14 protein-coding genes are annotated in these 13,913 nt (G+C 57.5%); 13 read left to right on the top strand and 1 reads right to left on the bottom strand.

Annotated features, from left to right (window positions below):
* The first annotated feature begins 14 nt into the window (after positions 1-14).
* The 8 genes from THINI_RS13200 to ung all read left to right on the top strand — a co-directional run bounded on the left by THINI_RS13200 (position 15) and on the right by ung (position 8,938).
* Positions 15-662, top strand: coding sequence for a TorF family putative porin (locus THINI_RS13200; RefSeq protein WP_002709070.1), 648 nt, complete (start codon positions 15-17; stop codon positions 660-662).
* Positions 663-870: 208 nt separating this feature from the next.
* Positions 871-2,223 (top strand): urea ABC transporter substrate-binding protein, encoded by a 1,353-nt coding sequence (urtA, locus tag THINI_RS13205; protein WP_002709071.1) that lies wholly within the window; start codon positions 871-873, stop codon positions 2,221-2,223.
* 104 nt (positions 2,224-2,327) lie between these two features.
* On the top strand, positions 2,328-4,001 hold the full coding sequence (gene urtB, locus THINI_RS13210) for an urea ABC transporter permease subunit UrtB (protein WP_002709072.1): 1,674 nt from the start codon (positions 2,328-2,330) through the stop codon (positions 3,999-4,001).
* A 3-nt stretch (positions 4,002-4,004) separates the two neighbouring features.
* The gene (gene urtC, locus THINI_RS13215) at positions 4,005-5,117 is read left to right on the top strand and encodes an urea ABC transporter permease subunit UrtC (RefSeq protein ID WP_002709073.1); all 1,113 of its coding nucleotides are present in this window, start codon (positions 4,005-4,007) and stop codon (positions 5,115-5,117) included.
* On the top strand, positions 5,114-5,911 hold the full coding sequence (gene urtD / locus THINI_RS13220; protein WP_002709074.1) for an urea ABC transporter ATP-binding protein UrtD: 798 nt from the start codon (positions 5,114-5,116) through the stop codon (positions 5,909-5,911). Before urtC ends, urtD begins: the two co-directional genes overlap by 4 nt.
* Positions 5,912-6,607 carry an urea ABC transporter ATP-binding subunit UrtE gene (urtE, locus tag THINI_RS13225; RefSeq protein WP_002709075.1) on the top strand — a complete coding sequence of 232 codons (696 nt, stop codon included), beginning with the start codon at positions 5,912-5,914 and terminating at the stop codon, positions 6,605-6,607.
* 85 nt (positions 6,608-6,692) lie between these two features.
* On the top strand, positions 6,693-8,261 hold the full coding sequence (locus THINI_RS13230) for an ATP-binding protein (protein WP_002709076.1): 1,569 nt from the start codon (positions 6,693-6,695) through the stop codon (positions 8,259-8,261).
* Positions 8,258-8,938: a uracil-DNA glycosylase gene (ung, locus tag THINI_RS13235; RefSeq protein ID WP_002709077.1), complete on the top strand. Its 681-nt coding sequence runs from the start codon at positions 8,258-8,260 to the stop codon at positions 8,936-8,938. The genes THINI_RS13230 and ung overlap by 4 nt, the downstream gene beginning before the upstream one ends.
* Here ung and guaD read toward each other — a convergent pair.
* Positions 8,913-10,232, bottom strand: coding sequence for a guanine deaminase (gene guaD, locus THINI_RS13240; RefSeq protein WP_002709078.1), 1,320 nt, complete (start codon positions 10,230-10,232; stop codon positions 8,913-8,915). The genes ung and guaD overlap by 26 nt on opposite strands.
* 114 nt (positions 10,233-10,346) lie before the next feature.
* On the opposite strand from guaD, the gene THINI_RS13245 reads away from it, so the two are divergent.
* From THINI_RS13245 to ureC, 5 genes are all read left to right on the top strand, one after another.
* Positions 10,347-10,577, top strand: a complete 231-nt coding sequence (locus tag THINI_RS13245) for a hypothetical protein (RefSeq protein ID WP_002709079.1) — start codon at positions 10,347-10,349, stop codon at positions 10,575-10,577.
* 11 nt (positions 10,578-10,588) lie between these two features.
* The gene (locus THINI_RS13250) at positions 10,589-11,425 is read left to right on the top strand and encodes an urease accessory protein UreD (protein WP_245536625.1); all 837 of its coding nucleotides are present in this window, start codon (positions 10,589-10,591) and stop codon (positions 11,423-11,425) included.
* A gap of 16 nt (positions 11,426-11,441) precedes the next feature.
* Complete coding sequence (ureA, locus tag THINI_RS13255; protein WP_002709081.1) at positions 11,442-11,744, top strand: urease subunit gamma; 303 nt, start codon at positions 11,442-11,444, stop codon at positions 11,742-11,744.
* A gap of 105 nt (positions 11,745-11,849) precedes the next feature.
* The gene (locus THINI_RS13260) at positions 11,850-12,155 is read left to right on the top strand and encodes an urease subunit beta (RefSeq protein ID WP_002709082.1); all 306 of its coding nucleotides are present in this window, start codon (positions 11,850-11,852) and stop codon (positions 12,153-12,155) included.
* 12 nt (positions 12,156-12,167) lie between these two features.
* On the top strand, positions 12,168-13,871 hold the full coding sequence (gene ureC, locus THINI_RS13265) for an urease subunit alpha (RefSeq protein WP_002709083.1): 1,704 nt from the start codon (positions 12,168-12,170) through the stop codon (positions 13,869-13,871).
* The last annotated feature ends 42 nt before the right edge of the window (positions 13,872-13,913 follow it).

Consider the following 13,913-nt stretch of genomic DNA (forward strand, 5'->3'; position numbering starts at 1 on the left):
TATAGAGGTGTCATATGCACAAGACCAATAAGATCCTTGCCAGCAGCCTTGCGACTGCTTTGTTCATGGCTCTGGCTGCTCCAGCCGTTCATGCCGAGGCAAAAGTGTCTGCTTCCGCTGCCGTTTCCAATATGTACCTGTGGCGTGGTTACAACCTCGGCGATGGTGACGCGGCCGTTTCAGCTGACTTGAAAGTGTCTGGTGACTCGGGCGCATACGCGGGTATCTGGGGTTCTTCCGGGGATGCGGCCAACGGGACTGAATACGATTTGTATGCGGGTTACGGCAAGCAAGTTGGCGACCTGACGCTGGACGCCAGCCTGTGGACGTATGCTTACCCCGAGTCTGGCACTTCACCGGGCGAACTGGCTGATCTGGTGCTGTCTGTTGGCTATGGCCCGGTCACAGGTACTTTGTACGAAGCCATCGAGGGCGACGATGACAACGAATACCGTTACTACACCCTGGGCTACAAAAAGGACAAGTTTTCTGCGCTTTATGGCCAGCACGACTATGAAACCGGCGACAACCCAGGCCATATCCAGCTGGGCTACCAATACAACGACAACCTGAGCTTCGCCGTCAGCAAGTTCGTCAAGGATACCGACGCGGTGGAAGACGATGCGCTGTTCCAGGCGACCTACAGCCTGGACATCAAGTAATCGACACATGACAGCGGGCGGGGCGCTTTGCGTTGCCCGCCTGCTTTCCCCTCGGTAGCAGTGTGTTCCGTTTTTCCCTATTGTGGTTCATTTGCAACAATTTTTGCGCCCATATGGTGCGAAAACGCAACAACCCAATGTTGGCATGAATCCTGCTCCCTCTCTGGCGATTTAACATCCCATTCCATAACTTCAAGGAGCAATCCGAATGTCGTTAACGAGCACTTTCAAACAAACCCTGCTGTCAGCCAGCGTAGCCCTGCTGCTGGGGCTGTCCAGCCTGAGCGCTTCCGCTGAAGAAACCAAGGATGCTGCCAAAGATGCCGCTGCATCCGGCGACACCATCAAGGTTGGTGTACTGCATTCCCTGTCCGGCACCATGGCGATTAGCGAAACCACGCTGAAAGACACCATGCTGATGCTGATCGACGAACAGAATAAGAAAGGCGGCCTGCTGGGCAAAAAGCTGGAAGCTGTTGTGGTTGACCCGGCCTCCGACTGGCCACTGTTTGCCGAAAAGGCACGTGAGCTGCTGGAAAAGGATAAGGTCGCGGCGACTTTTGGTTGCTGGACATCCGTTTCCCGCAAATCCGTGCTGCCGGTTTTCGAGGAAGACAATGGCCTGCTGTTCTACCCGGTACAGTACGAAGGTGAAGAATCTTCCAAGAACGTGTTCTATACCGGCGCTGCGCCGAACCAGCAGGCAATCCCGGCGGTTGACTACCTGATGAACGATCTGGGCGTGAAACGCTGGGTATTGGCAGGTACCGACTACGTGTACCCACGCACCACCAACAAGATTCTGGAAGCCTACTTGAAAGGCAAGGGTGTGGATGAAAAGGACATCATGATCAATTACACCCCGTTCGGCCATTCCGACTGGCAGTCCATCGTGGCCGACATCAAGAAGTTCGGTTCCGAAGGCAAGAAAACCGCCGTGGTTTCCACCATCAACGGCGATGCCAACGTGCCGTTCTACAAGGAACTGGGCAATCAGGGCATTTCTGCTGAAGACATTCCAGTGGTCGCTTTCTCCGTAGGTGAGGAAGAGCTTTCCGGCATCGACACCAAGCCACTGGTTGGCCATCTGGCAGCGTGGAACTACTTCATGAGCGTGGATACACCTGAAAACAAAGCATTCATTGACCAATGGCACAAGTTCATCAAGGATGACAAGCGTGTAACCAATGACCCGATGGAAGCACACGTCATTGGCTTCAACCTGTGGGCCAAAGCGGTTGAGAAAGCCGGTTCCACCGACACCGATAAGGTTGCTGAAGCCATCATCGGTCTGGAAACCCCCAACATGACCGGCGGCACGGCCAAAATGCTGCCTAACCACCACATCACCAAGCCGGTGCTGATCGGTGAAATCCAGGAAGACGGCCAGTTTGAAACAGTCTGGAAAACCGAGAAAGAAGTACCGGGTGACGCATGGTCTGACTTCCTGCCATCCTCCAAGGTGGTCGAAGCTGACTGGACGGGCGAGAAAACCGGCGGCACGCCGTGCGGCAACTACAACACTGAAACCAAGAAGTGTTCCGGCCAGAACTACGAGTAATCCGCTCGTGACAAGACCGGTTTAAAACACCGTTGGGTATCTGCCCACCACAGAACTAACCATGGGCAGATACCCCTTTCTTCACCAGAACAGACTGGTAACTTATGGCACTGAATATCAAGACAGGATTCACCGTTTTCCTGGCCAGCTTGCTGTTGATCATTGCATCAGCGGTGCAGGCTGATCAGGAAAGCCCCCCGCCCGCTGAACCCGCTGTTACCGAGCCTGTGGAAACAGCAGAAACAGCCCCTGCCGCCGCCTTGCCGCCGCTGGAACAGGCCGCTGTCTGGTTGCAGGATTCCGCTTTCACCCAGAAAGCCAAGGCGATTGATTTACTGGCCAGCAGTGGCAATGAACGTGCACAAGACTGGCTGCAAGGCTTGCTCGACGGTAAGCTGTATGCGCACAAGCAGGACGCTTTCCTCGCTTTCGTGAAGGGCAGCAAAATTACCAACGCACTGACCGGTGAAGACGTGGCTGACGCCAACAAGGCCGATTTCAGCAAAATCACCATCAACAACAGCCTGCGCAAACAGTTGCGTGCGGGCATCGCCAAATTGAGCCTTGCCAGCCCCGATGCCAAGGTGCGGTTGGAGGCGGTCAACACCATGCTGGATAGCATCGACCCCGACACCGCCGCCTTGTTGCAACAGCTTGCCGACAAGGAAACCGATGCCGAAGTCCGCGAAGCCATGCAACTGGGCGTGGCCATGTCAGCGCTGAAAAACGGTAGTGAGGCTGAGCAACTGGTGGCGATTGAAACCGTTTCCGGCAGTTTGCACCCCAAAGTCCGCAGCCGCCTGAATGACCTGACCGTCAACACAGACCCCAAAGTGGCAGAGGCTGCCAAAAATGCTTTGAAAAGCATTGAAGACCGTATTGCCCTGTACGGCCACGCCGAAACCCTGTTTTTCGGCCTCAGCCTCGGGTCGGTGCTGGTGCTGGCGGCGATTGGGCTGGCGATTACTTTCGGCGTCATGGGCGTGATCAACATGGCGCATGGCGAGCTGATCATGTTGGGGGCGTATACCACATGGATGATCCAGCAGTTGCTGCCAAAATACATTGATTACTCCCTGTTCATCGCTATTCCGGCTGCATTTATTGTCTCGGGCGCGGTTGGCATCCTGATTGAACGCACCGTGATCCGCCATTTGTATGGGCGTCCGCTGGAAACCCTGCTGGCTACCTTCGGCATCAGCCTAGTCCTGCAACAACTGGTGCGCACGGTGATTTCGCCGCAAAACGTGCCGGTTTCCAACCCTTCGTGGATGTCGGGTACGCTGGACATCAACAACGTGTTTTCCCTGACACTGAATCGGCTGTACATCATCCTGTTCTGCCTGATCGTGTTTGCGGCGCTGTTTGCCATTTTGCGCAAGACCAATCTCGGCTTGCAGGTACGCGCCGTGTCGCAGAACCGGGCGATGGCGCGGGCGATGGGGGTGCGTTCCGCACGGGTGGATGCGCTGACCTTCGGGCTAGGTTCCGGCATTGCGGGTGTGGCGGGTGTGGCGCTCAGCCAGCTGACCAACGTGGGGCCGAACCTGGGGCAGGCTTACATCATCGACTCTTTCATGGTGGTGGTGTTCGGCGGCGTCGGCAACCTGTGGGGAACGCTACTGGCAGGCATGTCGCTGGGCGTCATCAACAAGGTGTTGGAACCATGGGCGGGCGCGGTGCTGGCCAAGATACTGGTGCTGGTGTTCATTATCCTGTTTATCCAGAAACGGCCACGCGGGTTGTTCCCGCAGAAAGGCCGCGCAGCGGGGGATTAAGCGATGGGAATCCTGAACGTGTTACACAACGACCGGGGTGGCAAGGTCATGCTGGTGGTGCTGACTTTGGCGATGATTCTGGTTCCGGTGCTGAATTTACTGGTTCCGGAAGGCAGTTTCCTGCACATGCCGACCTATCTGGTGACGCTGATGGGCAAATACCTGACCTATGCGTTGCTGGCAGTGGCGGTGGATCTGGTTTGGGGGTATCTGGGCATCCTCAGTCTCGGCCATGGCGCTTTCTTCGCCCTTGGCGGTTACGCGATGGGCATGTACCTGATGCGCCAGATTGGCGACCGGGGCGTATACGGCAACCCGGAATTGCCGGATTTCATGGTGTTCCTCAACTGGACGGAGCTGCCGTGGTTCTGGCATGGCTTCGACATGTTCTGGTTTGCGATGCTGATGGTGGTGTTGGTGCCGGGGCTGCTGGCGTTTGTGTTCGGGTATCTGGCGTTCCGTTCGCGGGTGACGGGTGTGTACCTGTCGATCATTACCCAGGCGCTGACCTATGCGTTACTGCTGGCGTTTTTCCGCAATGAAATGGGTTTCGGTGGCAATAACGGGCTGACCGATTTCAAGGATATTCTCGGTTTCAGCCTGCAATCTGACGGCACGCGGGTGGCGTTATTCGTGTTGTCAGGGCTGGCGCTGGCGGGTGGGTATCTGCTGTGCCGTTACATCATCAACTCCAAGCTGGGGCGCATTGTGGTCGCTATCCGCGATGCGGAAAGCCGCGCGCGGTTCGTCGGCTACCGGGTTGAGCATTACAAGGTGTGGGTGTTTACGGTATCGGCCATGCTGGCTGGTGTCGCGGGGGCGCTGTACGTGCCGCAGGTGGGCATCATCAACCCCGGCGAATTTTCCCCGCTGAACTCGATTGAGGTGGTGATCTGGGTGGCCATTGGTGGGCGTGCTACCCTGTATGGTGCGATTATCGGCGCAATTCTGGTCAACTACGCCAAAACCGTGTTCACCGGGCTGATGCCGGATTCGTGGCTGTTCATGCTGGGGGCGCTATTCGTGCTGGTGACGCTGTATTTGCCGCAAGGTTTGGCCGGGCTGGCGCAAAATCTTAAATCAAACCGCTGGCTGAGCAGGAGGGCTGAAGCATGAGCGAAGGTGAAGGCGCACATCTGCGCACCCTCGAAGCCGGAAAGCCGGACGCCAGCCACACGGCGATCCTGTACCTGGAAGACCTCAACGTCAGTTTCGACGGTTTCAAGGCCATCAACAACCTGAGTCTGTACATCGACAAGGGCGAATTGCGTTGCATCATCGGCCCCAACGGCGCGGGCAAGACCACCATGATGGACATCATCACCGGCAAGACCCGCCCCAATAGCGGCAAGGCATTTTTCGGTCAGACCATCGACCTGTTGCGCATGTCTGAGCCGGAAATCGCCAACGCAGGCATAGGCCGCAAGTTCCAGAAACCCACCGTGTTTGAATCGCACAGCGTGGCCGAAAACCTGGAACTGGCCATGCACGGCAACAAAAAGGTCTGGCACAGCCTGTGGGCAAAACTGAGCGGCGAACAGCAGGATCTGATTGACGCAACCCTGCAAACCATCGGCCTGACCGACCAATACCACCAGCAGGCTGGGGCGCTTTCCCACGGCCAGAAACAATGGCTGGAAATCGGCATGTTGCTGGTGCAAAAGCCCTACCTACTGCTGGTCGATGAGCCGGTCGCAGGCATGACCCACCAGGAAATGGATCGTACCGCCGAACTGCTCACCTCGCTGGCGGGCAAGCATTCCGTAGTCGTGGTGGAACACGACATGGATTTCGTGCGCTCCATCGCCCGCAAGGTGACGGTGTTGCACCAGGGCAGCGTGCTGGCCGAAGGCAGCATGGACGAAGTGCAGAATGACCAGCGCGTGGTCGAAGTGTATCTGGGGGAATAAATGCTCAAGGTCGAACAACTCAACCAGTATTACGGCGAAAGCCACACCCTGTGGGATCTCAACATGCGGGTGCCGGAAGGGCAGTGCACTGTGCTGATGGGGCGCAACGGCGTCGGCAAGACCACGTTGCTCCAGTGCATCATGGGGCTGCTCAAGGCACGCGATGGCGCGATCCACTACCAGGGGCAAAACCTGTTGGGCGTGGACGCCGAAAAACGTGCCAACCTCGGCATTGGCTACGTGCCGCAAGGGCGGCAGATTTTCCCGTTGCTGACGGTGGAGGAAAACCTGCTGATCGGCTTGCCCGCGCGGCGTGACAAGGTGCGCAGCATTCCGCCGTTCATTTTCGAGCTATTCCCGGTGCTGAAGGAAATGTTGGGGCGGCGCGGCGGCGACCTCTCCGGCGGCCAGCAGCAGCAACTGGCGATAGGCCGCGCGCTGGTGCTCGACCCGAAACTACTGATTCTCGACGAGCCTACCGAAGGCATCCAACCCAATATCGTGGCAGAAATCGGCGACATCATCCGCAAGCTCAACAAGGAGATTGGATTGACCGTGCTGCTGGTGGAACAGAAACTGCCGTTTGCGCGCAGGGTTGGCGATCGGTTCTGCATCCTCGACCGGGGGCGGCAGGTGGCTGAAGGGGAGATGGGCAAGCTGGATGACGGGCTGGTGCAGCGGTATCTGACAGTGTGAGGATGAAGAGGGCGTATTGCATACGCCCTTGTGACAGCATGGCAAGATACCCCGCTGGTTTTCTGCGTCGTGCTAAACTCCTCTCATGAGCAGCAACCCGGCCAGCACCATGCAGCGTAAATCCTTGCCTATCGGCATCCAGACTTTCAGTGAAATCCGCTGCAACAACCACTATTACGTGGATAAAAGCCATTTGGCGGCGAAGTTGGCCAAGGAGGCCAAGCACTATTTCCTTTCCCGCCCACGCCGTTTCGGCAAAAGCCTGTTCCTCGACACCCTGAAAGAACTGTTTGAAGGCAATGAACCGTTATTTGCAGGGCTGGCGGCGCACGACCAATGGGACTGGTCTGTAAAATACCCAGTGTTGCGTTTCAGCTTCGGTGGCGAAAATTTCCGGGAAACCCAACGTCTCGCCGACACCCTGGATGCACAACTACGCTTGTTTGAAGAGCAGTACCAATTACCCCCGCAAGTGGACAGTATTAGCGGCCGTTTTGCTCACCTGATAGTGAAACTGCATCAGCAGGCCGGGCAGCCTGTCGTAGTCCTGATTGACGAATACGACAAGCCGATCCTGGACGCTTTGCTATACCCGGAAGTTGCCCGCGCCAACCGGGATTTCCTGCGCGGTTTCTACGGTAACATCAAGGATTACGACGCACATATCAAGTTCAGCTTCCTGACTGGGGTCAGCAATTTTTCCAAGGTCAGCCTGTTTTCCGGCTTGAACAACCTGAATGACATCACGTTGGACAAGCGTTATTCGACCGTGTGCGGTTACACCGACAATGATCTTGATAGTGTGTTTTCGCCAGAGTTGCAAGGGCTGGATCGGGATCAAATCCGCAGTTGGTACAACGGCTATCACTGGCTGGGAGAGGGAGTATATAACCCGTTCGACATCCTGCAATTGTTCGACAAACGTGAGTTCAAGAGCTATTGGTTTGAAACCGGTACGCCGACCTTTCTGCTGGATTTGTTGTTCCAGCGGCAAGTTCCCAGCCTGCAACTGGGGGAAATGATCAGCAGCAGCAGTATGTTGTCGAGTTTTGATGTGGACGACATCACCATCGAGGCGTTGTTGTTCCAGACCGGCTACCTGACCATCCACAAGGAGGAAAACCTCGGTGGGCAGTATTTCTACACGCTGGGCTACCCCAACCGCGAGGTTTACCAAAGCCTGAATGAATCGCTGCTGTCGGTGCTGGTGAAAGACAAGTCCAAGCAGGCAGTGCAAAGCCTGCAATTGTATCGTTTGCTGGAGGCCAATGATTTTGAGGGCTTGAAACGGCTTTTCCATGCTTTTTTCGCCAGTATTCCCTATCACTGGTACAGCAATAACGATATCCAGAATTACGAAGGCTATTACGCCTCGGTGTTTTATTCCTACTTCGCCTCACTGGGTCTGAAAGTCACGCTGGAAGACATCACCAATCTGGGGCGGATCGACATGACCCTGCAATTCAATGGGCAAGTCTATATCTTCGAGTTCAAGGTGGTGGAAATGGCTCCGGAAGGTAACGCGTTGCAGCAAATCAAGGACAGGGCATATGCCGACAAATACCAGGGTTTGCAGCAGCCCATCCATTTGCTGGGGGTCGAATTCAGCAAGGCATCGCGCAATATCGTCAGCTTTGAAGTGGAGCACCTGTGAATAACCTCCCCCCCAGTTGGCAGGCCGCCATCGGTACAGAATTCACCCAGACCTACATGCAATCACTGGCTACTTTCCTGCAAGCCGAAGAGGCGGCTGGCAAGCTGATCCTGCCACCGGCGGAAAAACGTTTCAACGCGCTGCAAAGTACGCCGCTGGATCAGGTGCGGGTGGTGGTTCTCGGTCAAGACCCCTACCCAACCCCCGGCCACGCGCATGGCTTATCCTTTTCAGTGCAGCCGGGAGTCAGCCCGCTGCCGCGTTCGCTGCTCAACATCAACCGCGAACTGCTGGATGACCTCAGCATCGACAACAGCCATACTGGCCACTTGCAAGCCTGGGCGGAGCAGGGCGTGTTGCTACTGAACACGGTACTGACAGTGGCGGCAGGCAACGCAGGCAGCCACCAGAAACGTGGCTGGGAAACCTTCACGGATAAGGTGATCCGCGCCATCAGTGCCCAATCACAGCCGGTGGTGTTCATCCTGTGGGGCAATCACGCGCAAAAGAAAGCGGAGTTGATCGACGGTCAGCGCCATCACGTTATTGCCAGCGCGCACCCTTCGCCCCTGTCAGCGCGGCGCGGCTTTTTTGGCAGCAAGCCATTTTCACGCGCCAATGCCTTCTTGCAGGCTAATGGTAGAAGCCCGGTTAACTGGTCGCTGCCTCGCCCATAATCCACACCTTGCTGACCACACGGTCATCGCCCAGCATCATCAGCACGAACAGCAATTCGGCAATATCCTGGCAGTGTTGGCTGCGCCGCTCCAGCAGTGGCGTAGCCTGCGGGTTGAGCAGCACAAAATCCGCTTCCTTGCCCGGCGTGAAGTTACCAATCTTGTCATCCAGATACAGCGCTTTTGCCCCGCCCAGCGTCGCCAGATACAGCAACTGGAAAGGCGACAGCTTGTCACCGCGCAACTGGCCGACCTTGTAGGCTTCATTGGCGGTCTGCAACAGGCTGAAACTACTGCCGCCGCCCACATCCGTGCCCATGCCTACCCGGATGCCGTGCCCATGCATCGCCATCAGGTCAAACAGGCCGCTGCCGATAAACAGGTTGGAAGTCGGGCAGAAGGAGGCCGCCGCGCCGCTTTCCGCCATGCATTGTCGGTCGGCCTCATCCAGATGGATACAATGCGCGAGCACCGAACGTGGTTTCAGTAAACCATGCTGATGATACACGTCCAGATAGCTACGGGTGTCGGGAAACAGTTCGTGTACCCAGGCGACTTCAGCACGGTTTTCTGCCACATGGGTGTGCAGGTAGACATCGGGGAATTCTTCCAGCAATTGCCCCGCTTTAGCCAACTGTTCAGGGGTGGAAGTCGGCGCGAAACGCGGTGTAACAGCGTAAGACAAACGCCCGCGTCCGTGCCACTTTTCGATCAGCGCCTTGCTCTCCCGGTAGCCGCTTTCCGGCGTATCCCGCAGGTATTCCGGGCAGTTACGATCCATCATCACCTTGCCCGCAATCATGCGCAGGTTGCGGGACTCGGCGGCGGCAAAGAAAGCTTCCACCGACTCCGGATGCACCGTGCCGAATACGCAGGCAGTGGTAGTGCCGTTGCGCAGCAGTTCATCCAGAAAGAATTCCGTCACCTCGCGCGCATGTTGCGGGTCGGAAAACTGCCGCTCGGTGGGGAAGGTATAAGTTTCCAGCCATTGCAGTAGTTGCTCGCCGTAGGCGGCGATCATGTCGGTTTGTGGGTAGTGGATGTGGGTGTCGATCATGCCGGGAATGATGAGCTGGCCGGGAAATTCCAGCAGCTCGCAATCATCCGGCAGGTTGGCCAGCATCTCGTCGGCAGGCCCAATTGCGGCAACATGGCCGTTTTCCACCACCAGCACGCCGTCGGCAAAATAGTCGACGGTGGTGGGGATGGGGCGAATGTCATGACCGGGATCATCCAGTAAATGAATGATCCCGGCGCGGAAGGCTTGTTTGCCCGTTGTTCCTGTCTGGTTCATTCGTATTTCCTACGGTTTGGGTATACTGCAAGGTTTCTATGCACGTTATGCTACAAGTAAATGGCCTGAAACCTGCATATCATTTGGTAGATCATCCTCAGGAGAATTGTATACATGCAACAGCGCCTCATTTTAGTGCTTTCCAGCCTGATCCTGCTGCTTTCCAACAACGCATTCGCCCACAATGGCCTGTTCGCCCATCCGCATACCGGCAATGAGATGCTGCATTTGTTCGTGCACATGCTGATGGTGTTGCCGGTAGCGGCTGGGGCATTTTTCCTGGGGCGTTGGCTGTTCCGCCGCAAGCTGCGGGAAGTAAGCATTCGTTCTGTCAGCAAGCGCTGAGTGCAGGAGCAGTGACGGCTCCCGTTCCAGTCATGGCGGCATCCGGTTGGCAGGCTGAATTGTCATTGGGGTTTGCCTGTCGTGGCGGTAAAACTGTGTTGGCCGAACGCCGTCAACGCGGCCCGTTGGCGGTGCAGCGCCCGTTTTATCCGGAAGGCGATGTGTGCCACGCCTACGTGCTGCATCCGCCCGGCGGCGTGGTGGGCGGCGATGCATTGCATCTGCATTTCAACGTGGATGCCGCCGCCCACGCCCTGCTGACCACCCCCGGCGCAACCAAATTCTACCGCTCTGCCGGGATGCAGGCCGCGCAGCACCAGCAATTCCACATCAGCGATGGTTGCCTGGAATGGTTGCCGCAGGAAAACATCTTTTTCCCCAGCGCCAATGCCTTGCTCAGTAGCGAAGTGCATCTGCACGGCACGGCGCAATACCTCGGCTGGGAAATACACTGTCTTGGCCGCCCGGTGATTGGCGAAACCTTCGCCGCAGGCAGGGCGTTATTCAAAACCGCCCTTTACCGTGATGGCAAACCGTTATTGCTGGATCGGCTACTGATCCAGGGCGAACGCGACCTGCAACTGGCCGCCGGACTGCGCGGCAACCCGGTCTTCGCTACCCTGCTGGCAACGCCGGCCACCCCGGAGCTGCTGGAACAGGCACGTTCCCTGTGCGCGGAAGCTGGCATGGGTACGGCAGGCGCAACCCTGTTCAACGGCGTGCTGGTGGTACGCTATCTGGGCGACAGCACCGCGCAGGCGCATCGCCTGTTCCGCAGCCTCTGGCAGGCCATCCGCCCGCTACTGACAGGCCGCGCCGCCACCCCGCCCCGCATCTGGAATACCTAGGAGGAGCAAACACACCATGGAACTGACCCCCCGCGAAAAAGACAAGCTGCTGCTGTTCACCGCCGGATTGCTGGCGGAACGGCGCAAGGCGCGCGGCCTGAAGCTCAACTACCCCGAAGCCATTGCCCTGATCAGTTGCGCCATCATGGAAGGCGCGCGCGATGGCAAATCCGTCGCCGAAATGATGGACTATGGCCGCACCCTGCTGACCCGCGACGACGTGATGGACGGCATCGCCGAGATGATCCACGAAGTGCAGGTGGAAGCGACTTTCCCCGACGGTACCAAGCTGGTGACTGTGCATGACCCGATTGTTTAAAAGAAACCCCTCCCCAACCCCTCCCCTTATCAGGGGAGGGGCTTTCTCTTCTCCTCCCCTGACAAGGGGAGGTTGGGAAGGGTTTCTTCTTCAGGAGCAAAACCCATGATTCCCGGACAACTCTTCCCCGCCGACGGCGAAATCGAACTCAATGCCGGTCGTGAAACCGTCACCGTTACGGTAGCCAACACCGGCGACCGCCCGATCCAGGTCGGTTCCCACTACCATTTCTTTGAAACCAACAACGCGCTGGATTTTGAACGCGACAAGAGCCGTGGTTTCCGCCTCAATATCCCGGCGGGCACGGCAGTACGTTTCGAGCCGGGGCAAACCCGCGAAGTGGAACTGGTGGCGTTGGCGGGCAACCGTGAAGTGTACGGTTTCCAGGGCAAAATCATGGGCAAACTGTAAGGAGGCAGGCAAATGGCGCGGATCAGCAGACAGGCATATGCGGAAATGTACGGCCCCACCACCGGCGACCGGGTGCGGCTGGGCGACACCGAACTGATTATCGAAGTGGAACACGACCACACCGTCTACGGCGATGAAGTCAAATTTGGCGGCGGCAAGGTTATCCGCGACGGCATGGGGCAATGCCAACGTCATGATACGGAAGTCGTCGATGTGGTGATTACCAACGCCCTGATCCTCGATCACTGGGGTATCGTCAAGGCAGACATCGGCATCAAACATGGGCGCATTACCGGCATCGGTAAAGCAGGTAACCCGGATACGCAGGCAGGTGTCAACATCCTGGTCGGCCCCGGCACCGAAGCCATCGCGGGCGAAGGCCACATCCTCACAGCGGGCGGGATCGATTCCCACATCCATTTCATCTGCCCGCAGCAAGTGGAAGACGCGCTGATGTCAGGCGTGACCACCATGCTAGGCGGCGGTACTGGTCCGGCGACCGGCACCAATGCCACCACTTGCACCCCCGGCATCTGGAATTTGCACCGGATGCTGGAAGCCGCCGACAGCCTGCCGATGAACCTCGGTTTCCTCGGCAAAGGCAACGCCAGCCTGCCCGACCCATTGCGCGAACAGGTCGCCGCTGGAGCCATCGGCCTGAAACTGCACGAAGACTGGGGAACCACCCCCGCCGCCATCGACAACTGCCTGACGGTGGCGGAGGAAATGGATGTGCAGGTCGCCATCCACACCGACACGCTCAACGAATCCGGTTTCGTCGAAGACACGCTGGCAGCAATGAAAGGCCGCGTGATCCACACCTACCACACCGAAGGCGCGGGCGGCGGCCATGCCCCCGACATTATCAAGGCGGCGGGGCAGGCCAATATCCTGCCATCCTCCACCAACCCGACCCGCCCTTACACCATCAATACGGTGGATGAGCATCTCGATATGCTGATGGTTTGCCACCATCTTTCCCCGGCGATTGCCGAGGATGTGGCGTTTGCTGAAAGCCGCATCCGCCGTGAAACCATTGCGGCGGAAGACATCCTGCACGATCTGGGCGCATTTTCGATGATTTCTTCCGACTCGCAGGCGATGGGGCGGGTGGGTGAAGTGATTACCCGTACTTGGCAGACCGCGCACAAGATGAAGGTGCAACGCGGCAGTCTGGCTTCCGACCCCGCTACACACGACAACTTCCGTGCCAAGCGTTATGTGGCGAAGTACACCATCAACCCGGCGATTACCCACGGCATTGCTCACGAAGTCGGCTCGGTGGAAGTCGGCAAGCTGGCCGATCTGGTGTTGTGGAAACCGGCCTTTTTCGGCGCAAAACCTGCCCTGATCATCAAGGGTGGCATGATTATCGCCGCGCCGATGGGCGACCCGAACGCCTCCATCCCGACCCCGCAGCCGGTGCATTACCGCAAAATGTTCGGCGGCTTCGGCAAGGCTTGCCACAGCACCACGCTGACCTTCCTGTCGCAGTCAGGTTTTGCGGCGGGCGTGCATGAACAGTTGGGGCTGCAAAGCGGCATTGGTGTGGTGAAAAACTGCCGTTCCATCAGCAAGGCCAGCATGATCCACAACGCCTACCAGCCCGTGATCGAAGTCGATTCGCAAACCTATCAGGTACGGGCGGATGGCGAATTGTTGGTGTGCGAACCAGCGAGCGAACTGCCACTGGCACAACGTTATTTCTTGTTCTGATTCTTTCCTCCTTGGGTGGTAGGCAGAATCATTGCCTATCAC

The organism is Thiothrix nivea DSM 5205 (assembly GCF_000260135.1).
GTDB lineage: Bacteria > Pseudomonadota > Gammaproteobacteria > Thiotrichales > Thiotrichaceae > Thiothrix > Thiothrix nivea.